This window comes from Kitasatospora sp. CB02891, assembly GCF_002803145.1.
Classification (GTDB): Bacteria; Actinomycetota; Actinomycetes; order Streptomycetales; family Streptomycetaceae; genus Kitasatospora; species Kitasatospora griseola.
Map to the genome: position 1 here is coordinate 79,267 of NZ_NNBO01000009.1, position 25,707 is coordinate 104,973.

27 protein-coding genes and 1 pseudogene are annotated in these 25,707 nt (G+C 74.3%); 19 read left to right on the forward strand and 9 right to left on the reverse strand.

Translation table 11 applies throughout. The features are described from left to right. Positions 1-43: 43 nt before the first annotated feature. Both CG736_RS20710 and galT read left to right on the forward strand, forming a co-directional pair. Positions 44-433 (forward strand): DUF5997 family protein, encoded by a 390-nt coding sequence (locus CG736_RS20710; protein ID WP_100587692.1) that lies wholly within the window; start codon positions 44-46, stop codon positions 431-433. A gap of 143 nt (positions 434-576) precedes the next feature. Continuing rightward, complete coding sequence (galT, locus tag CG736_RS20715) at positions 577-1,659, forward strand: galactose-1-phosphate uridylyltransferase (protein WP_100587693.1); 1,083 nt, start codon at positions 577-579, stop codon at positions 1,657-1,659. A 94-nt stretch (positions 1,660-1,753) separates the two neighbouring features. Here galT and galK read toward each other — a convergent pair whose 3' ends face one another. Next, positions 1,754-2,899: a galactokinase gene (gene galK / locus CG736_RS20720; RefSeq protein ID WP_100587694.1), complete on the reverse strand. Its 1,146-nt coding sequence runs from the start codon at positions 2,897-2,899 to the stop codon at positions 1,754-1,756. A 142-nt stretch (positions 2,900-3,041) separates the two neighbouring features. Here galK and CG736_RS20725 point away from each other — a divergent pair, with 142 nt between their 5' ends. The 4 genes from CG736_RS20725 to CG736_RS20740 all read left to right on the forward strand — a co-directional run bounded on the left by CG736_RS20725 (position 3,042) and on the right by CG736_RS20740 (position 6,778). Beyond that, positions 3,042-3,824, forward strand: a complete 783-nt coding sequence (locus CG736_RS20725) for a DeoR/GlpR family DNA-binding transcription regulator (RefSeq protein WP_043910838.1) — start codon at positions 3,042-3,044, stop codon at positions 3,822-3,824. A 59-nt stretch (positions 3,825-3,883) separates the two neighbouring features. Next, positions 3,884-5,152 carry a sensor domain-containing protein gene (locus tag CG736_RS20730; RefSeq protein ID WP_100587695.1) on the forward strand — a complete coding sequence of 423 codons (1,269 nt, stop codon included), beginning with the start codon at positions 3,884-3,886 and terminating at the stop codon, positions 5,150-5,152. After that, on the forward strand, positions 5,137-5,835 hold the full coding sequence (locus tag CG736_RS20735; RefSeq protein ID WP_100587696.1) for a response regulator transcription factor: 699 nt from the start codon (positions 5,137-5,139) through the stop codon (positions 5,833-5,835). The genes CG736_RS20730 and CG736_RS20735 overlap by 16 nt, the downstream gene beginning before the upstream one ends. Before the next feature lie 109 nt (positions 5,836-5,944). After that, positions 5,945-6,778 (forward strand): isocitrate lyase/phosphoenolpyruvate mutase family protein, encoded by an 834-nt coding sequence (locus CG736_RS20740; RefSeq protein ID WP_369880228.1) that lies wholly within the window; start codon positions 5,945-5,947, stop codon positions 6,776-6,778. 134 nt (positions 6,779-6,912) lie between these two features. Here CG736_RS20740 and CG736_RS20745 read toward each other — a convergent pair whose 3' ends face one another. Beyond that, complete coding sequence (locus CG736_RS20745; RefSeq protein WP_100587697.1) at positions 6,913-8,046, reverse strand: glycosyltransferase family 4 protein; 1,134 nt, start codon at positions 8,044-8,046, stop codon at positions 6,913-6,915. 62 nt (positions 8,047-8,108) lie between these two features. Next, positions 8,109-9,935, reverse strand: coding sequence for a glycosyltransferase 87 family protein (locus tag CG736_RS38655; RefSeq protein WP_304528214.1), 1,827 nt, complete (start codon positions 9,933-9,935; stop codon positions 8,109-8,111). A gap of 152 nt (positions 9,936-10,087) precedes the next feature. Between CG736_RS38655 and CG736_RS20760 the strand changes: the two genes are divergently transcribed. From CG736_RS20760 to CG736_RS20785, 6 genes and pseudogenes are all read left to right on the forward strand, one after another. Then, positions 10,088-10,957, forward strand: a complete 870-nt coding sequence (locus tag CG736_RS20760) for a helix-turn-helix domain-containing protein (RefSeq protein ID WP_198520564.1) — start codon at positions 10,088-10,090, stop codon at positions 10,955-10,957. Between the two features lie 233 nt (positions 10,958-11,190). Next, positions 11,191-12,048 carry a carbohydrate-binding protein gene (locus CG736_RS20765; protein ID WP_100587700.1) on the forward strand — a complete coding sequence of 286 codons (858 nt, stop codon included), beginning with the start codon at positions 11,191-11,193 and terminating at the stop codon, positions 12,046-12,048. A gap of 223 nt (positions 12,049-12,271) precedes the next feature. After that, on the forward strand, positions 12,272-12,598 hold the full coding sequence (gene cutA, locus CG736_RS20770; RefSeq protein WP_100587701.1) for a divalent-cation tolerance protein CutA: 327 nt from the start codon (positions 12,272-12,274) through the stop codon (positions 12,596-12,598). Between the two features lie 133 nt (positions 12,599-12,731). Then, positions 12,732-13,112 (forward strand): annotated as a pseudogene (locus CG736_RS36370) (serpin family protein); the annotation flags it as partial. 172 nt (positions 13,113-13,284) lie between these two features. Next, the gene (lepB, locus tag CG736_RS20780; RefSeq protein WP_157815670.1) at positions 13,285-13,935 is read left to right on the forward strand and encodes a signal peptidase I; all 651 of its coding nucleotides are present in this window, start codon (positions 13,285-13,287) and stop codon (positions 13,933-13,935) included. A 41-nt stretch (positions 13,936-13,976) separates the two neighbouring features. Next, positions 13,977-14,384, forward strand: coding sequence for a DUF3224 domain-containing protein (locus tag CG736_RS20785; protein ID WP_100587704.1), 408 nt, complete (start codon positions 13,977-13,979; stop codon positions 14,382-14,384). A 22-nt stretch (positions 14,385-14,406) separates the two neighbouring features. Here the strand turns inward: CG736_RS20785 and CG736_RS36375 are convergent, their stop codons facing one another. The 3 genes from CG736_RS36375 to CG736_RS20795 all read right to left on the reverse strand — a co-directional run bounded on the left by CG736_RS36375 (position 14,407) and on the right by CG736_RS20795 (position 16,745). Further along, positions 14,407-14,571 (reverse strand): hypothetical protein, encoded by a 165-nt coding sequence (locus CG736_RS36375; RefSeq protein ID WP_157815671.1) that lies wholly within the window; start codon positions 14,569-14,571, stop codon positions 14,407-14,409. 22 nt (positions 14,572-14,593) lie between these two features. Next, positions 14,594-15,817: an aminotransferase class V-fold PLP-dependent enzyme gene (locus tag CG736_RS20790; RefSeq protein ID WP_232734093.1), complete on the reverse strand. Its 1,224-nt coding sequence runs from the start codon at positions 15,815-15,817 to the stop codon at positions 14,594-14,596. 433 nt (positions 15,818-16,250) lie between these two features. Continuing rightward, positions 16,251-16,745, reverse strand: coding sequence for a GNAT family N-acetyltransferase (locus tag CG736_RS20795; protein ID WP_100587706.1), 495 nt, complete (start codon positions 16,743-16,745; stop codon positions 16,251-16,253). A gap of 143 nt (positions 16,746-16,888) precedes the next feature. Here CG736_RS20795 and CG736_RS20800 point away from each other — a divergent pair, with 143 nt between their 5' ends. Then, positions 16,889-17,632 carry a dienelactone hydrolase family protein gene (locus tag CG736_RS20800; RefSeq protein ID WP_100587707.1) on the forward strand — a complete coding sequence of 248 codons (744 nt, stop codon included), beginning with the start codon at positions 16,889-16,891 and terminating at the stop codon, positions 17,630-17,632. Here CG736_RS20800 and CG736_RS37140 read toward each other — a convergent pair. After that, positions 17,627-17,794: a hypothetical protein gene (locus tag CG736_RS37140; RefSeq protein WP_189274525.1), complete on the reverse strand. Its 168-nt coding sequence runs from the start codon at positions 17,792-17,794 to the stop codon at positions 17,627-17,629. The two genes, CG736_RS20800 and CG736_RS37140, sit on opposite strands and share 6 nt — an antisense overlap. Before the next feature lie 157 nt (positions 17,795-17,951). Beyond that, positions 17,952-18,977 (reverse strand): C40 family peptidase, encoded by a 1,026-nt coding sequence (locus CG736_RS20805; RefSeq protein WP_100587708.1) that lies wholly within the window; start codon positions 18,975-18,977, stop codon positions 17,952-17,954. 146 nt (positions 18,978-19,123) lie between these two features. On the opposite strand from CG736_RS20805, the gene CG736_RS20810 reads away from it, so the two are divergent. Further along, a complete protein-coding gene (locus tag CG736_RS20810; RefSeq protein ID WP_043910860.1) occupies positions 19,124-19,522 on the forward strand; it encodes a BlaI/MecI/CopY family transcriptional regulator in 399 nt (132 codons plus the stop codon). Next, positions 19,519-20,421 carry a M56 family metallopeptidase gene (locus CG736_RS20815; protein WP_100587709.1) on the forward strand — a complete coding sequence of 301 codons (903 nt, stop codon included), beginning with the start codon at positions 19,519-19,521 and terminating at the stop codon, positions 20,419-20,421. Before CG736_RS20810 ends, CG736_RS20815 begins: the two co-directional genes overlap by 4 nt. A 57-nt stretch (positions 20,422-20,478) precedes the next feature. On the opposite strand, the gene CG736_RS20820 is transcribed toward CG736_RS20815, so the two are convergent. Beyond that, entirely contained in the window at positions 20,479-21,258 is a 780-nt protein-coding gene (locus CG736_RS20820) for a VOC family protein (protein ID WP_100587710.1), read from the reverse strand. Positions 21,259-21,529: 271 nt separating this feature from the next. On the opposite strand from CG736_RS20820, the gene CG736_RS20825 reads away from it, so the two are divergent. From CG736_RS20825 to CG736_RS20840, 4 genes are all read left to right on the forward strand, one after another. Beyond that, entirely contained in the window at positions 21,530-22,105 is a 576-nt protein-coding gene (locus CG736_RS20825; RefSeq protein WP_100587891.1) for an O-methyltransferase, read from the forward strand. Positions 22,106-22,238: 133 nt separating this feature from the next. Beyond that, positions 22,239-22,799, forward strand: a complete 561-nt coding sequence (locus CG736_RS20830) for a DUF421 domain-containing protein (protein WP_100587711.1) — start codon at positions 22,239-22,241, stop codon at positions 22,797-22,799. Between the two features lie 182 nt (positions 22,800-22,981). Further along, entirely contained in the window at positions 22,982-24,985 is a 2,004-nt protein-coding gene (locus CG736_RS20835) for an APC family permease (protein ID WP_369880230.1), read from the forward strand. A gap of 237 nt (positions 24,986-25,222) precedes the next feature. Then, complete coding sequence (locus CG736_RS20840; protein WP_100587712.1) at positions 25,223-25,696, forward strand: NUDIX hydrolase; 474 nt, start codon at positions 25,223-25,225, stop codon at positions 25,694-25,696. The last annotated feature ends 11 nt before the right edge of the window (positions 25,697-25,707 follow it).

Below are 25,707 nucleotides of genomic sequence, written 5' to 3' on the forward strand. Positions count from 1 at the left end.
CACCGTGACCTGGGCAGGTGCGCACTCCCTATACCCTTGTCGCATGACTACGCCCAAGCCCAAGAGCTCCCAGACCATGAAGCCCGCGACCGCGGCAAAGAAGCTGGGGATCTACCTGGCGGCGACCCTCGCCGAGTTCCAGGCGGGCGTCGTCACCCGCGACGAGCTCAACGCCATGCAGGCCACCCCGCCGCAGTGGCTCGCCGACCTGCGCCGCAACGGCCCGCACCCGCGCCAGGTGGTCGCCTCCCGCCTCGGCATCTCCGTCACCGGCCTGAACCGGGCCGGCGTCAGCGAGGCCCTCACCACCGAGCAGATCAACGCCCTCCGCGACGAGAACCCGGACTGGCTGCAGCGCGAGCGCACCATCCAGGCCGAGGTCCGCAAGGAAGCCCAGCGGATCAAGGACAAGCCGGCGCCGAAGAAGAAGTAGCACCGAAGAAGACGCAGTACAGAACGCCCGGGGACGTGATCCGGTTCACGTCCCCGGGCGTTCTGCACTCCCGGTTGTTGCATTGCGGTGCTTCATGTTCGAAAATGTTTGATGTGATGGTCGAACATCGAGGGAGCGCCGCCGTGCACAAGACGGTGACCAAGCTGGCCGACGGCCGGGAACTGATCTACTACGACGCCGAGCCCGCCGTGCGCGACGCGCTCGACGCCCGCCAGCTGAGCCCGGCGGCCAGCGTCTCCGAGGTCCGGGTCGACCCGTTCACCGGCGACGCGGTCACCATCGCCGCGCACCGGCAGGGCCGCACCTACCACCCACCGGCCGACGAGTGCCCGCTGTGCCCGTCGCGGGACGGCCGGCTCAGCGAAGTGCCCGCCGCGGACTACCAGGTGGCGGTGTTCGAGAACCGCTTCCCGTCGCTGGCCGGCTCCTCCGCCGACCACGTCGCGCCCTGGTCGGAGGGCCCGTACACGCTCGCCCCCGGCACCGGCCGGTGCGAGGTGGTGTGCTTCACCCCGGACCACGGCGCCTCCTTCGGCGACCTGACGGAGCAGCAGGCCCGCCTGGTGCTGGACGCCTGGACCGACCGCACCGCCGAACTGCACGCCCGCCCCGACGTCCGGCAGGTGTACTGCTTCGAGAACCGCGGCGCCGACATCGGCGTCACCCTCGGCCACCCGCACGGCCAGATCTACGCCCTGCCGTTCACCACCCCGCGCACCGCGCAGGCCCTCGCCAAGGTCGCCGAGCACCGGCGGGCCACCGGCCGCAACCTGTACGACGACGTCCTCGCCGCCGAACGCGCCACCCTCGGCGACCCGGACTCCCGGGTGGTGCTGGCCGGCGCGCACTGGACGGCGTTCGTCCCGTTCGCCGCCCGCTGGCCGTACGAGGTGCACCTGTACCCCAACCGGCGGGTCGCCGACCTCACCGGGCTCGACGAGCAGGCCCGCGCCGAGTTCCCGCGGATCTACCTCGACCTGCTGCGCCGCTTCGACCGGCTGTTCCCCGAGCCGGCCCCCTACATCGCCGCCTGGCACCAGGCGCCGCGCCCCGCCGAGGCCGAACTCGCCCTGCACCTGGAGCTGTTCACCATCCGGCGGACGGCCGGCAAGCTCAAGTACCTGGCCGGCACCGAGTCCGGCATGGGCGCGTTCATGAACGACATCCGCCCCGAGACCGCCGCCCGCACGCTGCGCGAGCTGTAGAGCTCCGGCGGCTCGGCCGCGGCAGTGCGAAGCCCCGCCCGGGGAAGGGAAGTTCCCGGGCGGGGCTTCGTCCGTGCCGGCGTGCTGTCCGTGCCTACGCGATGCGGTGCGCGCCCGGCGAGGGGACGGCCGGGAAGACCAGCGGCGCGCCGAACCCGGCCGCCGCGAACGCGGCGCGCACGGCCTGCTCGACGGCCGCCAGCCGGTCGGTGTCGACCAGCGCCAGCACCGAGCCGCCGAAGCCGCCGCCCATCATCCGGGCGCCCAGCGCGCCGGCCGCGTTCGCCGCCGACACCGCCAGGTCGGTCTCCGGGCAGGACACCCGGTAGTCGTCGCGCAGCGAGGCGTGCCCGGCGGTCAGCACCGGGCCGAGCGCCCGCGGCTCGCCCGCGTCCAGCAGCCGGACGGTGTCCAGCACCCGCTGGTCCTCCGTCACCACGTGCCGCAGCAGCGGCCGCAGTTCGGCCGGCAGCTTCTCCTCGGCCGCCGCCAGCTCCGCGACGCCGATGTCGCGCAGCGCCCGCACCCCGAGCAGGTCGGCGGCCCGCTCGCAGCCCGCCCGCAGCGCAGCGTACGCGCCGTCGCCCAGGTCGTGCTTGACCCGGGTGTCGATCACCAGCAGCGACAGGCCCACGGCGGGCAGGTCGAGCGGCACCTGGCGGCCGGTCAGCGTCCGGGTGTCCAGGAAGAAGGCGTGGCCGGCGACGCAGCAGCTGGACGCCATCTGGTCGAGCGCGCCGCACGGCACGCCGACGAAGTCGTTCTCGGCGCGCTGGGCGAGCAGCGCTCGGGTCGGGGCGTCCAGGCCGAGCCCGTACAGCTCGTCCAGGGCGATCGCGGTGGCGCACTCCAGCGCCGCCGAGGAGGACAGGCCCGCGCCGGTCGGCACGTCCGAGGTGAACGCCAGGTCCGCGCCGCCCACCGGGTGGCCGGCCTGCGCCAGCGCCCAGAACACGCCCGCCGGGTAGGCGGCCCAGCCCGGGACCGCGCCCGGCGCGAGCCCGTCGAGGGCCAGCTCGGTGACCTTCCCGTCGCCCTGCGCGCTGATCAGCCGGATCCGGCCGTCGGCGCGGCGGCGGGCCGCGACCCGGGTGGTGTGCGGGAGTGCCGCCGGCAGCACGAAGCCCTGGTTGTAGTCGGTGTGTTCGCCGATCACATTGATCCGGCCGGGCGCGGCCCACACGCCGTCGGGGGCGTCACCGTAGGCGGCGGCGAAGGCGTCGGCGGCGTCGGTGGTCATCGGGCTACTCCAGCGGGCGATCACGACATGGGAAGATCCTTCACGGATACTCAACACATTCAAACACACAGCACCAGAGCCGAACAGCGTTCGGTCGGTCGACTATGCTGACGGCTCCCCAGACACCCCGGTGGAGGACCGAGTGACCGACGGCGTACTGCTCGCCGCCCAGCGGCGGGCGCTGATCCTCGACCAGGTGCGCCGCCACGGAGCCGTCAAGGTCGCCGAACTGGTCGACCGGCTCGGGGTCTCCGACATGACCGTCCGCCGCGACCTGGACGCCCTCGCCCGCACCGGCGCCGTCCGCAAGGTCCACGGCGGGGCCGTCGCCCGCACCGCCGCCGCCGAGGAGCCCGCCTTCGAGGCCAAGTCCGGCCTGGAGACCGACACCAAGGCCGCGCTCGCCGAGGCCGCCGCCGCGCAGGTCCAGCCCGGCAGCGTGGTCGCGATCTCGGCGGGCACCACCACCTACGCCGTCGCCGCCCGCCTGCTCGACGTCCCCGGCCTGACCGTCGTCACCAACTCCCTCCCCGTCGCCGAACTGCTGCGCACCCACCCCGGCGAGGACGGCCCCGACCTGCTGCTCACCGGCGGCGCCCCCACCCGCTCCGCCGCGCTGGTCGGCCCGCTCGCCGACCAGGCGATCCGCTCCCTGCACGTCGACCTGCTGATCATCGGCGCCCACGGCGTCAGCGAACACGCCGGCCTCACCACCCCCAACCTCGCCGAGGCCCAGACCAACCGCGCCCTGATCGCCTCCGCCCACCGCACCGTCGCCGTCGCCGACCACACCAAGTGGGGCATCGTCGGCCTCAGCAGCTTCGCGGCCCTCACCGACCTCGACTGCTTCATCACCGACCACGACATCCCGGCGGACGCCCGTGCCACCCTCACCGAGACCTGCGGCGCCCTGCTCGTCGTCTGAGGGCCCGCCCGGCCCGGCTGGGTAGAGTCGGGCGCGATCGGCAACGGGGAGGCGCGCGGATGGACGTCGCGGTGTGGGCGGCGGTGCGGCGGCGGCCCCTGCGGTTCCTGGTGTCCGGCTGGCCGTGGCGGGCCTGGGCCCTGCTGCTGAGCGGGGCGGTGCAGGGCGTCCTGGTCCTGTTGGCGCTGGCCGTCGGGCTGGCGCTGGGCGTCGCGCTGTCGGCGGTCGGCGTCGGGCTGGTGGTGCTGGCCGGGACGGCCGTGCTCGGGGTGCCGGTCGGGGCGCTGGAACGCCACCGGCTGCGCCTGGTCGAGCCGGTCCGACTCGCCGATCCGCACCGGACGGCGGCCCGGCGCTGGCTCCGCACCCGGCTGCGCGAGCGGGCGACCTGGCGCGAACTCGGGTACGCCGCCGTGCTGTCGACCCTGTTCAGCGCGGTCGGCCTGGTGTTCGCGGCGGGCATCGGCTTCTGCCTGATGCTGGTGGCGGCGCCGGTGTTCATCTGGGCGGTGAGCCCGGACACCGTGATGCTGGTGCCCGGACAGGCGGTCTCGGGGCCGGCGGACGGGCTCGCCGCGAGCGCCGTCGGCCTGCTCGGCCTGGTGGTCGCGGCGTACAGCGGCGCGCTGCTGGCCGGCGCGCAGGTCCGGCTGGCGCGGCTGCTGCTCACCGTACGGGAACAGGACCTCGGTGCGCAGGTGGTCGAACTCACCCGCTCCCGGGCCCGGTTGGCGGACGCCTTCGAGGCCGAACGGCGCCGCATCGAACGCGACCTGCACGACGGCGCGCAGCAGCAGCTCGTCGCCCTCGGCATGACGCTGGGCCTGGCCGAACTCGAACTGCGCGGCCAGGACGGCCCGGCCGCCGCACTCGTCACCCGGGCCCGCGGCGAGGCGCGGCTCGCCCTCGACCAGCTCCGCGCCCTGGTGCGCGGCATCCACCCGCAGGTCCTCACCGACCACGGACTGCCCGCCGCGGTCGCCGAGTTGGCGCTCCGTCACCCGGTGCCGGTACTGGTCGACCTGGAGCTGCCGCGACGGCTGCCCGGGCCGGTGGAGAGCGCCGCGTACTTCACCGTCACCGAGGCCCTCACCAACGCCGCCAAGCACAGCGGCGCCGACGAGATCGCCGTCCGCGGCGCGCTGGACGGCGACACGCTGGTGCTGTCCGTCACCGACAACGGGCGCGGCGGCGCCGACCCCGCCACCGGCGCCGGCCTGCAGGGCCTGGCCGACCGGGTGGCGATCCTGAAAGGACGTCTGACCGTGACCAGCCCCGCCGGTGGGCCGACCCGCCTGCACCTGGAGGTGCCGTGCTCCGGATCGTGATCGCCGAGGACGCCGTGCTGCTCCGGGCCGGCCTCGCCGAACTGCTCACCCGGCTCGGCCACCGCGTCACCGCCTCCGTCGGCGACGCCGAACAGCTGATCCGGGCCGTCGACGAGGACCGCCCCGACGTGGTCGTCACCGACGTCCGGATGCCCCCCGAGCACCGCGACGAGGGCCTGCGTGCCGCGCTGTACCTGCGCGAACAGCACCCCGGCCTGCCCGTCCTGGTGCTCTCCCAGTACGTCGCCACCGCCTACGCGACGCGCCTGCTCGGAGCGGCCACCGCCGACCGGGGCGGCCTCGGCTACCTGCTCAAGGACCGGGTGATGGACGTCGCCGACTTCACCGACGCCCTCGAACGCGTCGCCTCCGGCCGGACCGTCATCGACCCCGAGGTGGTCCGCATCCTGCTCGCCCACCGCACTGCCGACGACCCGCTGCGCCGCCTCACGCCCCGGGAGCACGAAGTGCTCGCCCTGATGGCCGAGGGCTTCAACAACCAGACCATCGCCCACCGCCTCACCGTCACCGAGGCGTCGGTGGTCAAGCACGCGGGCAACATCTTCATGAAGCTCGACCTCGACCCCACCGAGGGCAACCGCCGGGTCCTGGCGGTCCTCGCCTATCGCAACAGCACCGCGGAAGCGCCGGACGGCGCCGGCCCGCAGCCGACGAGGTCATGACCGAATCTGGCCGGAAGACGGGCCCGCGGCGGGCCGCGCTGCTATGACTCTCCTACGCGGTCGATCATGTGACGCCGCGTCAGAGCAGTTGCACTGAGGAGAGATTCGCGTGGTGGAGAAGGCGCAGCAGGCCAAGGCGGAGTCGTTGCGGGCGCTGCACTCGGAAGGGGTCCTGGTCCTGCCCAACGCATGGGACGCGGGCAGTGCGGCCGTGATCGCGGCGGCCGGGGCGAAGGCCATTGCCACGACGAGCGGCGGCGTGGCCTGGTCGCGAGGTCGGACGGACGGACACGGTCTGACCCGGGAGGAGATGATCGAGCAGGTCCGGCGGATCGCCGCCGCGGTGGACCTCCCGGTGACGGCCGACGTCGAGGGCGGCTACGGCCCGACCCCGGAGGACGTCGCCAAGACCGTCGAGGCCGCGGTCGAGGCCGGCGCGGTGGGCGTGAACCTCGAGGACTCGGTCGCGCCCGGCGGGCCGCTGTTCGACGTGCAGGAGCAGGCGGCGCGCCTGCGCGCGGCCCGCGCCGCGGCCGAGGCGGCCGGGCTGCCCGAGCTGGTGGTCAACGTGCGCACCGACGTGTTCCTGTTCGGCATCGGCGAGCCCGAGGGCCGGCTGGACGAGGTGATCGCCCGCGCCGCCGTCTACGCGGAGGCCGGTGCGGACAGCCTCTTCGTGCCCGGCCTGGTCGACCTGGACGCCCTGGCGGTTCTGGTGAAGGCGACCGACCTGCCGGTCAACGTGATGGCCTGGCCGGGCGCCCCGTCCGTCGCCGAGTTCGAGGCGGCGGGTGTGCGCCGGGTCAGCCTCGGCACCGCCGTCGCGCAGTCGGCGTACACGGTCGCCCGGCGCGCGGCCGTCGAGGCGCTGACCAAGGGCACCTACGAGGAGCTGGGCGACTCGCTCGACTTCGGCACCATGAACAGCTTCTTCGCCCGCTGATCGGCGAACTGGCGTCTCGTCAGGAACGGCCGTACCGGTTCCGCCCGGCACGGCCGTTCGTGCTTCCCGGGGCGGTTGTCCAGTCCGGTCGACGCTTTCGGCCAATTCGTCCCGACGATTTCGATCGGCGGAGGTCAGGCCCGCACCGGCTGCGCCTCCCCTGCGAGGAGGGCGTTCAGCCGGTCTGCGGTGGCGTCCCACGACCACTGCTGCTGGACCCACGTGCGGCCGAACCCGCCTGCACGGGACGGGTCTTCGAGGAAGCGTGCGACGGCGTCGGCGAGCGCGGGGAGGTCGCGGCCGGCCACCACGGCGCCGGTGCGGCCGGGCAGGACGGCGTCCGGGGCGCCGCCAGAGTCGCCCGCGACGACCGGGAGTTCGGTGGCCGAGGCCTCCAGGAAGACGATGCCGAGGCCCTCCGCCTCCAGGCCCGCGCGGCGGGTCCGGCACGGCATCGCGAAGACGTCCGCCGCCGCGTAGAACGGGGCGGTGTCGGCGTGCCGGTGGCCGCCGGCGAAGACGACGGCGCCGGGCGCGTGACTCTCCGCCAGACGTCGCAGCCGGGTCTCGTCCGGGCCTTGGCCGACCAGCAGCAGGGTGGCGCCCGGAACCCGCCGGCGGATCGCGGGCAGCGCGCGGATCAGCGCGTCCTGGCCCTTGCGCGGCACCAGTCGGGCCACGCACAGCACCACGGGCGCGTCCCCGAGGCCGAACTGCGCGCGGACGGCGCGACGGGCGGCGGGCGAGGGGCGGAAGAGCGCCGGGTCGACCCCCGGCACCAGCCGCGACAGGCTCGCGTCCGGGCCCAGTGCGGGGGCGATCCGCCGGCGGGTGTACTCGCCGAGGTACGTGACGACGTCGCAGTGGGTGCCGATCCGGCGCAGCAGGCTGCGGGCCCCCGGCGTCCGGGCCCACCAGATCTCGTGCCCGTGCGTGGTGGCCACCAGCCGCTGCACGCCGCCGCGTCGCAACGCCGGGGCCATCGCGGCGAGCGGCGCCGCCGCCCCGAACCACACCCGGTCGCACCCGTGCGCCCGGGCCAGCTCGACCGCCCGTCGAGTCACCCGCCCCGTCGGCAGCAGCATCCGCGACCGGTCACGGACCACCGGGAACGGGAGCGTCGCGTCGTAGGCCTCCGCGCCGGGCTCGGCGGAGGTGTAGACGACCACGTCGTTCCCGGGGACCCGGACGGCCATCTCGTGGACGAAGGTCTCGATGCCGCCCTGCCGGGGCGGGAAGTCGTTGGTGACGATCAGCGTGGTGGACACGGGTGCCTCGCAGGGGATCGGGGACGACGGGGGGTCGATGGCGCAGAGGTCCTGGCTGCGGCTCAAGGCGCGGAGACGAGGACCGGAGGGTCGGCCGGCGCTGCGGCGGACGCGCGGGGTCGACGGGTTGCGGACGGCAGGGCGGCCGAGGCGGCCGCGGCGGCTGCCGCAGCCGCTGGGCGGCGGGGACTCGGCGTCCGGGGCGAGGCGAGACGGGTGAAGACGGCGAGGAAGAGCGGCAGCGCCAGGTAGCCGTAGCGTCCGGCCGGTGCGAGCAGGAACGCCAGGGCCAGCCCGACCGCCAGGCGGTCGGCCGCCGCGACCGCGTCCGTCGGCGGGCGGCGGACCAGGGACACCGCCACCGCGCCGCCGCCGAGCAGCAGCAGGGCGAGCGCCGACCACCAGCCACCGGTGCCGAGGTGGGCGAGCAGTCGACCCGGCAGCGGGCTCGCGGCGGGCGTCCGCCACTCGCCGAGACCGAGCGGGAACGCGAACACCTGACGCACCATCGGCCCGGGTGCGAGCACCAGCCACGGAGCCATCAGCGCGGTCGCCCCCGTCACGGTGACCCCAGCGCAACGCCACGCCGCCCGCCGCCCCGCCACCGCGGCCAGCAGCGCCACCGCCACCGGAACGGCCGGCCAGGCCGTCCACTTCAACGCGCACGCCGCCGCCAGCGCCAGCCCGGCCCCACCCGCCCGCCGCTGCGCCGCGAGGGCGAGCGCCAGGCAGAGCAGCCCGGTCATCGGCAGATCGACCCCGCTCACCGCGAGCGGAAGCGCCACCACCGGCGAGGCCACCAGCGCGACGGCCCCGGGGGACAACGGCGTTCGCGTTCGCATGGAGGGGAGTCGATCGCGGAGGGAGGTGCGCGGGCGCCGCGGGCCCGGTCGGCGAGTGCGGCGAGTGCGGCGATGGTTGTCGGGTGAGGCCGGCGGTGTTGCCGTGTCGGGGGCGAGTGCGGGTCGGGCGAGGTGCGGGCGGGTGGGTCTGAGGGTCGTTCCTGTGGCTTGCGGTGACGCCGCCGTCGGCGAGGCCTCCGGTGCGGCGGCCGTGGGGGGCAGCGGGGTTCGGGTGGAGGGGAGTCGAGTGTGGTGGTGGTTGTCGGGTGAGGCCGGCGGTGTTGCCGTGTCGGGGGCGAGTGCGGGTCGGGCGAGGTGCGGGCGGGTGGGTCTGAGGGTCGTTCTTGTGGCTTGCGGTGACGCCGCCGTCGGCGAGGCCTCCGGTGCGGCGGCCGTGGGGGGCAGCGGGGTTCGGGTGGAGGGGAGTCGAGTGCGGCGCAGCGGCGCGGGTCCGGCTGTTGCCCGCGTGGCCTGCGGCAGCGACGGGCGGGCAAGCGGGGGTCGGGCGTGGAGCGCGGAGGGGATTTGGCGGGCCCCGCCCCGGCGCAGCAGGTGCCAGGTGGCGCCCGTCGTTGCCAGGAAGGCCGCCGCGCACCACAGGCGTGGGTCGCCGAGAGGGGTGTTCGGGCCGAGCAGGGCGTGGGGGAGGCCGAAGGCGGCCATGGCGGGGAGGTAGGGGGTCAGGTCGAGGACCGAGGCGGGGGAGTCGAGGTAGGGGGAGCCGTGGGTGAGCAGTTCCGTGCCGGCGCGGCCGATCACCGTGACCTCGCTCTGGCCCGCGCCCGTCCGCAGGGCCAGGGCCAGCGGGAGCAGGCCGGCGGTGACCAGGGCCAGGGCGGCGGAGAGCATGCGAGTGTCGCGGCGCCACCAGGGCGCGGCGGCGACGGCGGCCAGCAGGTAGCCGGCCGCGGCGGCGACGCCCCAGTCGCGGTGCGGCCCGAGCGGGGACACCAGCGGGAAGACGCCTGCCCAGACTGCGCAGAGCAGCCAGCCGGCTGGCCACAACCAGCGGTGACGGAGCGCGAGTTGACGGAGGGAGGTGAACACCCGTCCATTCCAGTCGGCGGACCGGCCGACGTCAGCGGGGCCAGGTCGAGACCTGATGGTCGACTTTTCCCTACCGGGGTCGGGGTGCCACCACCACCCTCCCTGGTCTGGACCACTGGACGGTTCGAGGGGTGTCCGCGCACACTGGCGCGATGACGCTCCGACCGCCCGCCGGCCTGGAACTGCACGACCTGGACGTCCCGGATCCCGGGTTGGTGCCGTTCGCCGCCGGCAGCTTCGACTCCATCGGGCCGCTCTCCCGGGCCGACTTCCCGCATCGGCACTCGTTCTACGAGCTGGTGTACGTGACCAAGGGGAGTGGGACGCACGTCGTCGATCTCGCGGAGTACCGGATCGAGCCGCCGGTGCTGTACGTGGTGCTGCCCGGACAGGTGCACCACTGGGTGGAGGCGCGCCAACTCGACGGCTGGGTGCTGCTGTTCAACGAGGACTTCCTGCACCGCCACCCGGAGGACCTGGCCCTGCTGCGCGCGCTGGGCGGCGCCACCGCGCCCCGGCCGACGCGTCAGGGGCACGGTGAACTCTCCCGGCTGATCGCGGAGTTGACCGCCGAGTACCGGGCCGGCCTGGACGGCCGGCTGGGCGTGCTGCAGGCGCTGCTGCACGTGCTGCTGGTGCGGGCGCTGCGGGTGGCCCGGCAGCGGGAGGGCGCGGACGGGGCGGTCGCGCCGCGGGCGCCCGTGCACCCGCTGGCGGACCGGTTCGCCCGGCTGATCGCCGAGGCCGACCGCACCGACCGCTCGGTGCTCGCGCTGGCCCGCGAACTCGGCGTCTCCGCCGGGTACTTGCACGAGGTGGTGAAGGACGCCACCGGCCGCACCCCGGCCCGGCTGATCCGCGAGCAGCAGACCCTGGAGGCCAAACGCCTGCTCGCCACCACGGACATGACGATCCGCCAGGTCGCGGTGGCGGCGGGCTTCTCCGACCCGGCCTACTTCTGTCGGTTCTTCCGGCGCGAAGTCGGCCGCACGCCGGGGGAGTTCCGCGAGCACGCCGGCTGACGGGCGGAGTGGACGGCGGCCCATGGCAGCGTCAACGGCGGGTAAAAGCTCGGCTGAGGAATGCACCACGTCCGGCGGCACCCGTCCATCGACGGCCCGCCCGGCAGGGCCTAGCGTCTGAGGCACCCCACAGCGCCGCCGCGCGGGGACACCCGACCTCTCCAGGTGTCATGTCCCAGCCATGGGAATCCGGGCGGGCGGCGTCGTCCGAAGAAGCAGCCGAACGGAGAGCCATGTCCACCCCCCACAACCCCCTGGGCGACCGGCAGATCAGCCGCAAGAGTCTGCTGAAGGCCGCCGCACTGGCCGGCGCCGTGCCGGTGCTGATCGGCGGTGGCACCGCCCTGGCCCGTGACACCGCCGCCGCCGGCGGCAACACGGCCCCGCTCACCCCCGATTGCCACGACGGCGACGCGCCCACCGGCGCGCAGATCGAGGGCCCCTACTTCAAGCCGGGCTCCCCGCTGCGCACCAACCTGGTCACCCCGGGCACCCAAGGCACCCCGCTGACCGTCAGCGGCTACGTGTTCGGCCGCAACTGCGTCCCCATCGCCGGTGCGCTGCTGGACTTCTGGCAGGCCGACGTCAACGGCAACTACGACAACTCCGGGTACACCTTCCGCGGCCACCAGTTCAGCGACGCCAACGGGGCGTACTCGCTGGGCACGATCATCCCGGGCCTCTACCCCGGCCGCACCCGGCACATCCACGTCAAGGTGCAGGCCCCCGGGCAGTCGATCCTGACCACGCAGCTGTACTTCCCGAACGAGCCGCGCAACGCCACCGACAGCATCTTCGACCCGGCGCTGGTGATGACGGTCCGCCAGGTCGGCAACGGCAGCCAGGCCAGCTTCGACTTCGTGCTCAACGTCAACGGGACGCCCAAGCCGAGCACCAGCCCGACCGGCAACTCACCGAGCCCGAGCGCGAGCTCCTCGCCCGGCGGCACCACCACCTGGCAGGCCGGCACCAGCTACAAGGTCGGCGACCAGGTCACCTACAACGGCGTCACGTACGTGTGCATCCAGGCGCACACCGCCTTCGCCGGCTGGGAGCCCCCGAACGTCCCGGCCCTCTGGTCCCGTCGCTGACCGCTCCACCCCCACGAGGGCGGTCAGCGACGACAGCCACCCGAAGCGGCGGGACGGCCCCACACCCGGGAGGGGAAAACCGGGGGTGCGGCCGCCACCGTCGAGCGCCATGGCGGCCCGTGCGCGGGGTGCCCGAGCCGCCATGGCGCACCACCGTCGGACACCGGCGGCAGCAGCCCGAAGCAACCCAGTGCCTCCCTCCCGGCCCCCGTAGGCTCGGTCCATGACCGAGCCCCAGCACCTGGTGGTCACCACCACCCACGACGGCGAGGACGCCGCCCGCGCCCTCGCCGTCGCCCTGGTCCGCGAACGCCTCGCCGCCTGCGCCCAGGTCCGTCCCGTCCACTCCGTGTACTGGTGGGACGGCGAGGTCCAGGACGCCGCCGAGTGGCGGATCGACCTCAAGACCACCGCCCCGCTCGCGACGCAACTCATCGACCGGATCGGCGAGTTGCACACATACGACACCCCGGAGGCGATCGCCGTGCCGATCGTCGCCGGGGCGCCCGGCTACCTGGCCTGGCTGGAGGCGGAGACCGCCGCCGGATAACCGGTCGCAACGGGAGGGCGCGCCCGCCTATGCTCCGGGCTCCGTCGTCGCCCGAGGAGCCGCGCCCGTGCCGATCCCGTCCCGCACCGTCCGCGCCGTCAACGACCTGACCACCCGTTGGGCCCGGGCAGCCGTGACACCCGGGCGGAACACGGTGTTCAGCGCCCCGTCGGCCTGGGTCCCGCCGGCCTTCCTCACTGCGGGGGCCGCCGGCCCGACCGCCGACGAACTCGCCTCGGCGCTGGGCGTCCGTCCCGACCGGGCCGCCGAGGCCGGACGGGAACTGGTCGCCCTGCTCGCCGGCCTGCGCGGCGTCGGGACCGCACTCGGCGTGTGGACCCGGGCGGACCTGCCCGTGGAACCGCGCTGGTCGGCCGCGCTGCCCCCGCACAGCCACCGCCTGCTCGACCGCGACGTCGAGAAGCGCCGCTCGGAGCTGGACAATTGGGCCGCCGAGCGGACGGCCGGAGCGATCCGCCGAATGCCCGCCGCCGTCGACGAGGACACCGAACTCCTGCTGGCCGGTTCCCGGCTGGTCAACGGGGTGGGGATGCCCGGCCGGGCGGAGGCGGACCCGGTCGGCGATGTCGGCCACGGGCGGCCGGGCCGGCGGTCCGGTCTGCCCGCTACACTCCCGAGCGCCCGCGCGGACCGTGCGGGCGTTCGAGGCGGGGGCGGGTGCGGACGTGCGGCGATGGGGCAGGCTCGGCAGGGCGGCACTGATCCTGGGGATCGTCGGCGTGCTGCTGGTGGTCGGCGCGTTCGGGTACGCGATGGTGCTCGGCCCGCAGTCGGTCGCGATCCGGAGCGGCGACATGGAGCCCACCTACCGGCCCGGCCAGGCCCTCGTGCTGACCGCCGTCGAGCCGGGGAAGGTCCGGCGCGGCGATGTCGTGGTGTTCCGCTCGTCCCCCGCACCGGGCGAGCCGGTCAGCAGCCACCTGAAGCGGGTGATCGCCCTCGGCGGCGACCGGGTCTCCCAGTGCGGCGGCCGGCCGGTCCAGTTGAACGGCGCACCGCTCGCCGAGCCGTACCTGGAGGGCGGGGAGGTCAACGGCTTCCGCTGCTTCGACACCACCGTCCCGGACGGGCAGATGTTCGTGATGGGGGACCACCGGGCGAACTCGCTCGACTCCCGGGCGTGGGGCGCCGTCCCGCTCGACACGGTCGAGGCGCGCGACGTGCCCAGCACCGTCCGGGCGCTGGTGGCCGTCGGCGCGACGGGGGTACTGGGCGTGCTGCTCGTGGTGGTCTCCGCGATCCTCGGCGTGATCGCCGCCCGCCGACGCCGCACCGGGCCGGCCGCGTACCCGCAGTGGGCGGCCACCGCGCCCTGAGAGCCTGGCAGTTGTCGGTGGCGGCCGCTAGCATCGCGCCTATGCGAGCATCAGGTACCTTCACCGTCCCCGAGTACACCCCCGTGCCCGTTCCGGAGGGCGACATCAAGACGGCCGTGGGCGTCGGTGTCGCCACCATGCGCAAGGAGTTCCAGGGCGAGATCGCAGGGCGGTCCACCACCCTGTTCACCGCCGCGTTCGACCACGCGGCGGGCGTCGGGACGTACCTCGCCATGGAGTCCTTCGAAGGCCGACTGCACGACGCCGAGGGGACGTTCAACTTCGCGCACTCCGCCACCACGCTGGGCGTCGGCCGGGAGGGCGACTACTTCGTGATCGTCCCCGGCAGCGGCACCGCGGCGCTGGCCGGCATCACCGGCGCCGGCGGCATCACCATCGACGAGGACGGCACCCACCACATCCACGTCGACTACGAACTCCCGGCCTAGTCAAGGCCGGTGGAGACGGGGATCACTGCGGGCGCTCCCAGTTCGCCGTCACCCGCCGGCGCTCCGCCTCCAGCAGGGTGCGCACCACGTCCGTCGCCGTCCGGTGGGAGAGTTCCGCGAAGTTCTGCAGCCACTCGGCCAGGTCCACCGGCAGGTCCAGCTGCACCCGCCGCTCATCCGGTGCCACTCTGCGGTGACTCCCCATCGGGCTAAGCCTCCTGACGGGCCTTCGCGGCCCAGTCGCACAGCATCGGAACGCAGTTCTCGGCGAAGTACTCGTAGTCCGCGGCCGTGTTGTACACATGCGTGGACAGTCGGAAGTAGCCCGTTCCGCCGAAGCTGGTGAACGCCGTCTCGACGCCGAACTCCGTCGCCATCCGGTCCCGCAGGGCGTCCGCCTCCAGCCGGGTGCGCCCCAGGCCGGTCGGCAGCTTGACCAGGCGCAGCGCGTCGACCGGCATGCCGACCTCGGCCGCGGCCGGTTCGCCGGTGGCCGCGGTGAACGCCTCGCCGATCAACTCCTGGGCGTAGTCGGCGAGTTCCCTCATGTACTGGCGGGCCTGCGGCCAACCCCACTGCCGCCCGACGAAGTCGAGCGCGGTCGGCGCGGCCAGGTAGCTGGTCGCGTCCACCGTGCCCTGGGTGTCGAAGCGCTCCGGGAACGGCTCCTCCGCGCCCCAGGAGTCGATCAACGGGTAGAGGGCGTGCCGGAGTTCGCCCCGGGCGACGAGCGCCGCGGTGCCGCGCGGCGCGCAGCCGAACTTGTGCAGGTTGCCGACCCAGGCGTCGCAGTCCATGCCGGCCCGCGGGTCCTCGGTCAGGCCGGGGACGTGCGCGGCGTCCACCAGCAGCGGGACGCCGCGCTCACGGGCCGCCGGGCCGATCAGGTCGATCGGGAGGCGGCGCGCGGTGGCGGAGGTGATCTGGTCCAGCACGATCAGCGCCGTCCGGTCGCCGAGCCCCTCCAGCACGGCCGCGGCGGTCTCCTCGGGGCCCGCCGCCAGCGGCACGTGCACGGTGCGGACCGAACCGCCCCAGCGCCGGGCCAGCCGGGCCGCGCCCATGGTGACCGCCCCGTACCCGTGGTCGGTGACCAGCACCTCCCCGCCGGGCAGGTGCGGCAGGCTGTTGTATACGGCGCTCGCGCCCGCACTGGCGTTCGGCACCAGCGCGGTGAACTCGACCGGGACGCGCAGGAATTCGGCGATCGCGGCGCGCGCCCGGGCGACCCGGCGGGGGAGCGCGGGGAACCACACCACCGGGGCGCGCTCCATCTCCTCCCGCAGGTCCTGCTGGGCGCGCTGCGCGGCCAGCGGAACCGCCCCGAACGAGCCGTGGTTGAGATGCCGCAGCGACGGGTCCAGCGACCAGCCGGCGGCGGCCGGCCGGCCGTCCTGGAGCAGCAGCGGCTTGGGGGCGACGACGGTTCCCACGGGTCCCTCTCCGATCCGGCCACCGGCGTCCCTGCCGGCACGGCCTGCTGCCCGATCCTGGCACAGCCGTCCGAGCGGCCCTGCGGCCGGGCCGCTCTGGCCCGTTCGGGTGGCTTCCCGTTGCGCCGTCCGGATGCGGCCGAGCGGGTGCCGCATCCTGATCGCATCCGACCTGCCCCGTCCCACGGGTGGGCCGCCGACCGAGAACGAGGATCCCCGCATGTTCCAGAAGTCCCGCCCGCCGGCCATCCCCGCACCGCGCCGCCCGCTCGGTCCGGTCGGGGGCAGCGTGCGCCCGTCCGCCCGCACCCCGCAGCCGCGCACCCGCCACGAGCGGTGACGGCGCGGCCCCGCTGACCGGCCCGTCCCGGCCGACCGTCTCCCGCGGCCGGGCCGGGCCACCAACCCGCCGTTCAGGCAGCGGATCCGCTCATCACGGCTCGACCACCCAGTGGCGGGTCCGCAGCACCCGCCCCGCGAACTCCACCTCGCGCTCGCCGAGCAGCTCGAACCCGAGCGCACGGCAGATCCCGTTCGACGCCCCGTTCGAAGCCCCCGGGAAGGCGTGCACCCGGCCCCAGCGCCCGTCCGCGCCGGCCGCTTCGAGCACCTCGCGGACGGCCCGCTTGGCCAGCCCGCGCCCCTGGAACTCCGGCAGCACCATCCACCCGATCTCGGAGATCGGCGCGCCGTCCAGCTCGTGCGGCCACAGTGTCACCGTCCCCGCGACCGCCCCCGGCCCGGCCCCGTCCGGGACGATCATCCGGACCCACCAGTCGTCCGCCGCCGTCCGCTCCACGTCGAGCCGGACCTTCTCCGCCATGCGGGCGACCGGTTGCGGCCCGCCCAACTCGGCCATCATCGCCGGGTCGCACCGCATCCGGACGTACGCCGCCACGTCGCCCGGCCCGACATCCCGCAACCGCATCCGCCTGCCCCTTCCACCCGGCCCGGGCCCGCTCGGCCTGCTCGGCCTGCTCGGCCTGCTCGGCCTGCTCGGCCCGCTCTGCCCGCTCTGCCCGCAGCTAAGAACGTACCGAGCGGGTCCGGCGCTCCGTACAGTCCGGATGCATGACAACGGTCACCACTCGCACGGTCCGCTACCCCGCCGACGGCCTGACCATGGTCGGCCACCTCGCGCTGCCCGCCGGCACCGGCCGCCGGCCCGCCGTCCTGATCGGCCCCGAGGGCCCCGGCATCAGCGACTTCCAGCGCGGCCTGGCCGACGCCCTCGCCGAACTCGGCTACGTGGCACTGCTGTTCGACATCAACGGCGGCCGCTGGTTCACCGACCCGCAGGAGATGTTGGACCGTGCCCTCCCGCTGCTCGCCGACCCCGGGCGGATGCGGGAGATCGGCCGTGCCGCGCTCGACGTGCTGCGCGCCGAGCCGCGCACCGACCCCGACCGGATCGCTGCCATCGGCTACGGCACCGGTGGCGCCATCGCCCTCGAACTCGGCCGCGCCGGAGTCCCGCTGCGCGCCATCGGCACCCTCAACGCCGTCACCGTCGGCCGCCCCGGCGAGGCCGCGAACATCCCCTGCCCGGTCTGGGCCGGCGTCGGCTCCGAGGACCCGATCATGTCCGTCGCCCGGCGCGAGGAGTTCACCGCCGAACTGCAGGCCGCCGGCGTCGACTGGCGCCTGACCGTCTACGGCGGCGCCCAGCACGCCTTCCACCACCCCATCGGCGACGCCGTCGTCGTCCCCGGCGTCGGCCACCACCCCCGCCAGGCCGACCGCGCCTGGCGCGACATGCTCGCCCTGCTCGCCGAGTGCCTGCCCGTCACGGAGTCGGGCGATTCCGGCTCATGAGTGTTTGAGGAACCGCAGGTAGCACGCGAGGAACACCAGCACGATGCCGACGTTCAGCATCAGCCGGGGCCAGAAGTGGCCGCGGAAGAACGCGACGTCCAGCCCGACGATCAGACCCACCATCGCCAGCACGTAGAGCACGAGGCCCAGCTGTCTGCCCATGCCCCCTTTCTACTGCGCCCCGGCCGGAAAGGGGAGCCCGGCTGCCGGGAGCCGTTCGGAGCCCGCCCGCAGAGAGCGCCGCCCGCCGGGAGCGTCGCCCGCCGGGAGCGTCGCCCGCCGGGAGCGTCGCCCGCCGGGGTCCGCGGTGGCGCGGCGGTCAGGGGCGGACGGCGCCCATGTACGGCATGACGTCCATGTCGACGATCTCGACGTTCTTGCCGGTGCGGGGGGCGTGCAGGAGCTTGCCGTTGCCGATGTAGATGCCGACGTGGTGCAGGTCGTTGTAGTAGAAGAGCAGGTCGCCGGGCTGGATGTCGGCCTTGGCGATGCGCTTGCCGGCGTTCCACTGGTCCTGGGAGACCCGGGGGAGGCCGACGCCGCCGGCCCGGAAGGCCATCTGGGTGAGGCCGGAGCAGTCGAAGGAGTTGGGACCGGCGGCGCCCCACTTGTAGGGCTTGCCGAGTTGGGCGTAGGCGAAGTCCAGGATCGCCTTGACCTGGCCGGTGGCGGGGCCGGTGTAGGTCTGGCCGCGGGCCGAACTGCGGGACGCGGCCTGCTGGTTGTCGCCGAGGACGCGGGCCCGGTCGGCGGCCTTGAGGCCGGCCAGGACCTGGCCGGCCTCGGCGAGCTTGCCCTGGACCTCGGACTTCTTCGCCGACAGGGTGGTGCGGGCCTGCTCCAGCTCGTCGAGCTTGGCGGCGGTTTCGGCCCGGTCCTGGTCGATGGACTGCTGCAGGCGCAGGGCGCTGCGCAGGGCGTCGGCCTGCTGTCCGCCGGCCAGCTCCTGGAAGCCGGCCTTCTGCAGGTACTCGTCGGGGGAGCTGCTGAGCATCAGCTGCATGCTGGGGTCGATCCCGCCGCTGCGGTACTGCTCGGCGGCCAACGCGCCCAGGGAGTCCTGGAGTTGCAGGATCTTCGTCTGCTGGGCGGCCAGTCGTTCCTGCAACTTGCCGGCCTGGTCCTGGAGTTGGCCGGCCCGCTCGTTCACCTTGTTGTACTGCTCGGTGGCCGCCTCGGCGTCCTCGTACAGGTTGTCGACCTTCGCCTTGACCTGGTCGAGGCTGGCGGTGCCGGGCTCGGCCCAGGCCGATCCGGTGGGCAGCAGGACGGCTGCGCCGGCCGCCGCGCCGAGGACGGCGGTCCTGGTGCGTCCGGCGGGTCGGGGGCGGCGGTGTGTTCCCATCGCTGCGTCTCTTCTCCTCGGGTCGGGGCACCCGCCGTCCGGGCGAGAACTACGAGACAACTTAGTAGTTCAGTAGATCGACCGGCAAGCCGCCCCCGCCCACTACGATGAGCCCGACGACGGCGGACCGAGGGGACGGAACGGCAGTGCGCAGACTCGGCGACCTGGAGGCGGAGATCATGGACCGCCTGTGGACCTGGGGCCGCCCCGCCACCGTCCGCGAGATCGTCGACGACCTCAACCGGTCCCGGCCGCTCGCCTACACCACCGTGATGACGGTCGCCGACATCCTGTACCGCAAGGGCATGCTGCGCCGCGAGAAGTCCGGCCGGGCCTGGAGCTACCGGCCCGCCTGCACCCGCGAGGCGTACAGCGCCGCCCTGATGCGCGACGTCCTCGGCGAGAGCCCCAACCCCGCCGGCGCCCTCGTCCACCTGGTCGAGCAGCTCACCCCGGCCGAACTCGACGCGCTGCGCGCCGCCATCGACTCCGTCGACCGCGACCAGCCCGGCGGGACGGGCGGCGCACCCGGGAGCGGACGGTGACCGCCGCCCTCGCGCTGCTCGGCTACGCCGTGCTGGTCGGCGTGCTCGCCCCGCTGCCCCTGGCCCGGGCCCGCTGGACGCACCGCGCGCCCCGGCTGGCCGTCGCGCTCTGGCAGGGACTGGCGCTGTCCTTCCTCACCGCCCTGGTGCTGGCCCTCCACCACCTCGCCGTGCCGGGCGGCCACCTGCACCTCGGGCTGGCCGGCCTGATGCACCTGTGCGGCGTCGACCACCCCGCCGGGCAGGCCCTCGGCGGCGGGTGGCGGCTGCTGCTGCCCGCCGCGGCCGCACTCTGGCCGCTCGGCCGGTTCACCGCCGCGCTGGCCCGCACCGCCCGGCACCGGCGGCGCCACCGCGCCCTGCTCGACCTGGTCGCCGCCCGCGACCCGGAGCTCGGCGCGCACGTCCTCGACCACCACGTGCCCGCCGCGTACTGCCTGCCCGGCCGCCGCTCCCGGATCGTGCTCACCCGCGGCGCGCTCGACCTGCTGACGCCCGCACAGCTGGCCGCCGTCCTCGCCCACGAGCGCGCCCACGTCGCCGGCCGCCACCACCTGGCCCGCACCGCCGGGGACGCGTTCGCCGCCGCGTTCCCGTTCCTCCCGCTGGCCCGCCTCGCCGCGCGGGAGACCCCGCTGCTGCTGGAGATGGCCGCCGACGACCGGGCCGTGCGCCGCCACCCGCGGGCCGTGCTGGCCGCCGCCATGTACCGGGTGGCCGACGGCCAGGTCCCGCGGGCGGCGTTCGCCGCCGGCGGCCCCGCCGCACTGCTGCGGGTCCGCCGCCTGCTCGCCCCCGCCGCCGCCCCGCACCCCGCGCTGCGCGTCGCCGCGGCCCTCACCACTGCCGCCGCCCCCGTCCTCCCGCTGCTGTTCACCTGCGGGCCGGTGCTGCCCTGAACGCGCCGCACCGCCCGTCCGGGCGGACCCGGGCGGGCGGTGCGCAGGCCGGCCGGCCTACATCGGCTGCGGCTTGATCAGCGCGAACGGCGCGCCCTGCGGGTCGGCGACCACCGCCATCCGGCCGGCCGGCATGTCGAACGCCGGGGCCAGCACCGTTCCCTTGCTCTTCACCAGCGCGTCCACGGTGGAGTCGGTGTCGTCGACCGCGAAGTACGTCAGCCAGTGCGCCGGGGTGCCGGGCGGGTCGTTGGCGAGGCGGGTGACACCGCCGACGTCGCGGCCGCCGACCTGCAGCCCCCAGTAGTCCTTCGCGCCCTCCATCGGCTTGATCTCGATGCCGAACGCCTCGCCGTAGAACGCGGTGGCCGCCGGGACGTCACTGGTGTGCAGCTCGTTCCAGACCACCGCGCCGGCCTCGTTGACCACCCGCGCGCCGGCGAACTCGACGGCCTGCCACACGCCGAACACCGCGCCCTGCGGGTCGGAGGCGATCAGCATCCGGCCCAGCTTGCCGACGTCCATCACGGGCGCCAGCAGCGTGCCGCCGGCCGCGACGATCGCGTCCTGGGTGGCCTGGGCGTCGGTGGTGGCCAGGTACGTGGTCCAGACCGTGGGCGGCGTCGGCTGGCCCTCGGGCGCCATCGCCGGGCCGATCCCGGCGACGGCCTTGCCGTTCAGCTCGCAGACCGCGTACCCGCCGAACTCGGCCGGGCCGGGCTTGCCCTGCCAGCCGAGCAGGTCGCGGTAGAAGTCCAGCGCCGCCTGCTGGTTCTTCGCCATCAGATCGACCCAGCACGGCGTGCCGGTCGCATACGGTTTGGTGACTTCGGGCATGTCTCGCTCTTTCCGGTGAGGCGTTCCGGTGCTCCCCCGCAAGTCACCCTGGTGGCGCGGCCCGCGATCCGCCACCGGGCGTACGCCCGTCGGGCAGGCCCGCGGCGCCGTCGGTGCGCGGCACTCGGACGGGTGCGGCGGCCCCGAGCGGCGACCGGTCCGGGCCGTCCGCCGGCCGTCCGAGGAGTGGAACGGATCGAGGGCGGACGGGCCTCGCCGGTACGGTGGCAGGGTCGCTGACGGACCGTCACTCTCGGAAGGCTGCGCCGTGATGCTCACCACCGGGTCCCACCCCGCCGTGCTCGCCTCGATCGTCGAGGGCTGCGCGTCGCTCGGCTTCACGATGTCGTGCGACCTGGTGACCGGGCAGCTGCTGCGGACGCTCGCGGCGGCCCGGCCGGGCGGGCGGATCCTGGAGCTGGGCACGGGCGCCGGCGCGTCCACCAGCTGGCTGCTGAGCGGGATGGACCCGGACGCCACCCTGCTGAGCGTGGAGCAGGACCCGGTGGTGGCGGCCGTCGCGGCCGCCCACCTGGGCGCGGACCGGCGGCTGGAGCTGATGGTGGGCGACGGCGCCGAACTGATCGACGCACTGGCCGGCCGCCACTTCGACCTGATCTTCGCGGACACCTGGCCCGGCAAGTTCCACCACCTCGACCAGGTGCTCGGCCTGCTCGCCCCCGGCGGCCAGTACCTGGTCGACGACCTGCTCCCGCAGTCGACCTGGCCCTCCGACCACGCCCACGCCGTCCGGGCGCTGATGGACCGGCTGACCACCGACCCCCGGCTGCACACCACCTACCTGGACTGCTCGACCGGCCTGCTGCTGGCCACCCGCCGCGCGTAGCGCCACCCGCCGCGCGTGGCGCCACCGGCCCGCCGGCCGCGGCGGGCCGCCCGCCTCCGCCGGTGGGCCGATCGGGGGAGTGCGGGCGTGGGGCCCGGCGAGGTGGATCGCGCCGGTGCCTACGGTGGCGGGCATGTGGCACGACATGTTCCAGGCGGGGATCTCCTACGGCGAGAAGACGCTGCGCACCGTGCTGGTGTACCTGGCGCTGCTGGTGCTGCTGCGGGTGATCGGCAAGCGCGGGCTGGCGCAGCTGAACACCTTCGACCTGGTGGTCATGCTGCTGCTGTCGAACGTGGTGCAGAACGCGGTGATCGGGAACGACAACTCGCTGGTCGGCGGCCTGTACGGGGCGCTGGTGCTGCTGCTCACGGACTGGGTGCTGGTGCGGCAGGCGATGCGCTGGGACTGGTTCAACCGGCTGCTGGACGGGACGCCGACGGTGCTCGGCCGGGACGGCGCGTACGACCTGCGGGAGATCGACCGGCAGGGCATCCGGGTCCCCGACCTGGACGTGGCGATCCGGCACCAGGGCGGCGACGGGGTGGAGGAGACCGCGCTGATCGTGCTGGAGCCGGGCGGCACCCTGCTGGTGAAGCTGAAGCGCGGCGACCAGGTGGCCGACAAGGACGACGTGGCGGCGATCAGGGCGGCGCTGGCGGCCATCGAGGCCCGGCTGCCGACCGCGCGGTGACCGTTTCCTCCCGGTTTGCGGCCCTCGTCGAGCGACATTGACGAATCCTTAACGGCAGCCTTGACGGCCCAAAAGCCTTCGATTCGATCACTCGCACCGGCCCTGGCCTGCGGAAACGTGGGAAATCCGGTGATCGGACAGGCTGCTTGTCTTAACGCCACCGGCGCATACGCTCCCGTGCTGTGTTCAACCTCCCCCAGGCGCTCAAGCGCCTCGTGATCGGCCGGGCCATGCGCAGCGAGGAGCTCGGCGAGACGCTGCTGCCCAAGCGGCTCGCGCTGCCGATCTTCGCCTCCGACCCGCTCTCCTCGGTGGCCTACGCGACCGGCGAGATCCTGCTCGTCCTCACGGTCGGCGGCACCGCCTTCCTGTACCTCACCCCGTGGGTCGCCGTCGGCGTGATCGCCCTGATGGCCGTGGTGGTGATGTCCTACCGGCAGGTGGTACACGCCTACCCCAGCGGCGGCGGCTCGTACGAGGTGGTCTCGCGCAACCTCGGCGCCAACTCCGGCCTGGTGGTGGCCGCCTCGCTGCTGGTCGACTACGTGATGACGGTCGCCGTCTCGGTGGCGTCCGGCGTCGACAACATCATCTCCGCGTTCGGCTCGCTCGCCGAGTACCGGGTGGCGCTCGCCGTCGGCTTCGTGGCGCTGCTGACCGCGATGAACCTGCGCGGCGTCCGCGAATCCGGCCGGGCGTTCGCCGCCCCGACCTACCTGTTCATCGGCGGCATCCTGCTGATGGTCGTCACCGGCCTGATCCGGCTGGCCTTCGGCGACAATCCGCAGGCCCCCACGGCAGCCCTCGGCGTCGCCGCCGTGGACGGCAAGGACACCCTGCAGGGCCTCGGCCTGCTGATGCTCGGCCTGCGCGCCTTCGCCTCCGGCTGCACCGCGCTCACCGGCGTCGAGGCGATCTCCAACGGCGTGCCCGCGTTCCGGGCCCCCAAGTCCCGCAACGCCGCCGCCACCATGGCCGTGATGGGCGTCGTCGCGGTGGTGATGTTCGCCGGCGTCACGCTGCTCGCGCTCACCTCGCACGTCCACTACGTCGAGGACGCCTGCCAGTTGACCGGCCTGGCCGGCGACTGCCACACGTACACCCAGCAGACGGTGATCGCACAGCTCGCCGCGACGGTCTTCGGCGGCTCCGACACGCTGCTGTTCTACTTCATCCAGGCCGTGACCGCGCTGGTGCTGATCCTGGCCGCGAACACCGCGTTCAACGGGTTCCCGCTGCTCGCCTCGATCCTCGCCCAGCACCGCTACCTGCCCCGGCAGCTGCACACCCGCGGCGACCGGCTGGCCTTCTCCAACGGCATCATCGCGCTCGCGGTGGTGGCCGGCGGACTGCTCTGGTTCTACAAGGCGGACGTCACCAGCCTGATCCACCTGTACATCCTCGGCGTGTTCACCTCCTTCACGCTCTCCCAGATCGGCATGGTCCGGCACTGGAACCGGGCGCTGGCGACCGAGAGCGACCCGGCGGTGCGAGCCGCCGCGCAGCGCTCCCGGCTGATCAACGGGCTGGGCGCCGTCACCACCGCGCTGGTGCTGGTCATCGTCCTGATCACCAAGTTCACCCAGGGCGCGTGGCTGGCCGTGGTCGCCGCGCTGCTGCTCTGGCTCACCATGCGCGGCATCCGGCGGCACTACGACCACGTCGCAGCGGAACTCGCGGTCGAGGACGTCGCCGCGGAGAGCTCCCGCCCCCGGCAGGTCCACGCCGTGGTCCTGGTCTCCAAGCTCCACAAGCCCACCCTGCGCGCCCTCGGCTACGCGGAGGCCTTCCGCCCGGACACCGTCGAGGCCGTCACGGTGGACGTCGAGCCGGAGGCGACGGCCGACCTGCGGGCAGCCTGGGACGGCAGCGGCCTGGACGTGCCCCTGCGGGTGCTCGCGTCCCCCTTCCGGGAGATCACCAAGCCGGTAGTCGCCCACGTCCGCGCACTGAAGGCCGCCTCGCCCGGCGACGCGGTGGCGGTGTTCATCCCCGAGTACGTGGTCGGCCGCTGGTGGGAGAACCTGCTGCACAACCAGTCCGCCCTCTGGCTGAAGAGCCGCCTCCTCTTCACTCCCGGCGTGATGGTCATATCGGTCCCCTGGCAACTCACCTCCGCCAACCGCCGCGCCAACCGCCCCTCCGTCCGCGCCCCGGGCGCCGCCCGCCGCGGCGAAGGCCGCTAAGGAGTTCATCGGGCCGTACCTGCCGATCGGCGAGTACGGCCCGTACTCCGAGCGGCTGCGGCGGCAGTCCGAGGGCGTGTTCGAGGCCCTGCTGGGGGCGTCATTGCGGAAGCCGCCAAGGGGGCGAGTGACTAACTGGGTCCGCCAACAGCGCGGCAAACCCAACCACTTGCTCGCAGGCGTTGCCCAGTGGGTCCGGATCGTTGCATGACACGGGCGGCGGCTACAGTCGTCGCCATGAGCGACCCCCCGCCCCACGAGGTCGTGGCCCAGCCCCGTACCGCCACCGGCGTGCTCTTCTTCGACGAGGCCGACCGCGTCCTCCTCGTGAAGCCGACGTACAAGCCCGGCTGGGAGATCCCTGGCGGCTACCTCCACGCCGGCGAGACGCCGAGCGAGGGCGCGGCCCGGGAGGTCAAGGAGGAACTCGGCATCGCCCCGCCGATCGGCCACCTGCTCGTCGCCGACTGGGCACCCCACCCAACCGAGGGCGACAAGCTCCTCTTCGTCTTTGACGGCGGCGTCCTCCCCGCCGACGAGCTCGACAACATCACCGTCGACCAGATGGAGATCGGCGAGTACGCCTTCCACGCCACAGACCGGCTCGACGCACTCCTGATCCCGCGCCTCGTCCGCCGCGTCCACGCCGCCTGCGCGGCCCGAATACGCTCCGAGACGGTCTACCTGGAACACGGAGTGGCCCGCCCGTAGGCCCGGGCCGT

Excerpts from the sequence above, each read along its gene's own strand:
- CG736_RS20830 (WP_100587711.1), top strand. The coding sequence starts at position 22,239 with ATGTGGCACGACATGTTCCAGGCGGGGATCTCCTACGGCGAGAAGACG.
- CG736_RS20765 (WP_100587700.1), top strand. The coding sequence starts at position 11,191 with ATGTCCACCCCCCACAACCCCCTGGGCGACCGGCAGATCAGCCGCAAG.
- CG736_RS20785 (WP_100587704.1), top strand. The coding sequence starts at position 13,977 with ATGCGAGCATCAGGTACCTTCACCGTCCCCGAGTACACCCCCGTGCCC.
- CG736_RS20805 (WP_100587708.1), bottom strand. The coding sequence starts at position 18,977 with ATGGGAACACACCGCCGCCCCCGACCCGCCGGACGCACCAGGACCGCC.
- CG736_RS20795 (WP_100587706.1), bottom strand. The coding sequence starts at position 16,745 with ATGCGGTTGCGGGATGTCGGGCCGGGCGACGTGGCGGCGTACGTCCGG.
- CG736_RS20820 (WP_100587710.1), bottom strand. The coding sequence starts at position 21,258 with ATGCCCGAAGTCACCAAACCGTATGCGACCGGCACGCCGTGCTGGGTC.
- CG736_RS20710 (WP_100587692.1), top strand. The coding sequence starts at position 44 with ATGACTACGCCCAAGCCCAAGAGCTCCCAGACCATGAAGCCCGCGACC.
- CG736_RS20840 (WP_100587712.1), top strand. The coding sequence starts at position 25,223 with ATGAGCGACCCCCCGCCCCACGAGGTCGTGGCCCAGCCCCGTACCGCC.
- CG736_RS37140 (WP_189274525.1), bottom strand. The coding sequence starts at position 17,794 with ATGGGCAGACAGCTGGGCCTCGTGCTCTACGTGCTGGCGATGGTGGGT.
- CG736_RS20825 (WP_100587891.1), top strand. The coding sequence starts at position 21,530 with ATGCTCACCACCGGGTCCCACCCCGCCGTGCTCGCCTCGATCGTCGAG.
- galK (WP_100587694.1), bottom strand. The coding sequence starts at position 2,899 with ATGACCACCGACGCCGCCGACGCCTTCGCCGCCGCCTACGGTGACGCC.
- CG736_RS20760 (WP_198520564.1), top strand. The coding sequence starts at position 10,088 with ATGACGCTCCGACCGCCCGCCGGCCTGGAACTGCACGACCTGGACGTC.
- CG736_RS20800 (WP_100587707.1), top strand. The coding sequence starts at position 16,889 with ATGACAACGGTCACCACTCGCACGGTCCGCTACCCCGCCGACGGCCTG.
- cutA (WP_100587701.1), top strand. The coding sequence starts at position 12,272 with ATGACCGAGCCCCAGCACCTGGTGGTCACCACCACCCACGACGGCGAG.
- CG736_RS20730 (WP_100587695.1), top strand. The coding sequence starts at position 3,884 with ATGGACGTCGCGGTGTGGGCGGCGGTGCGGCGGCGGCCCCTGCGGTTC.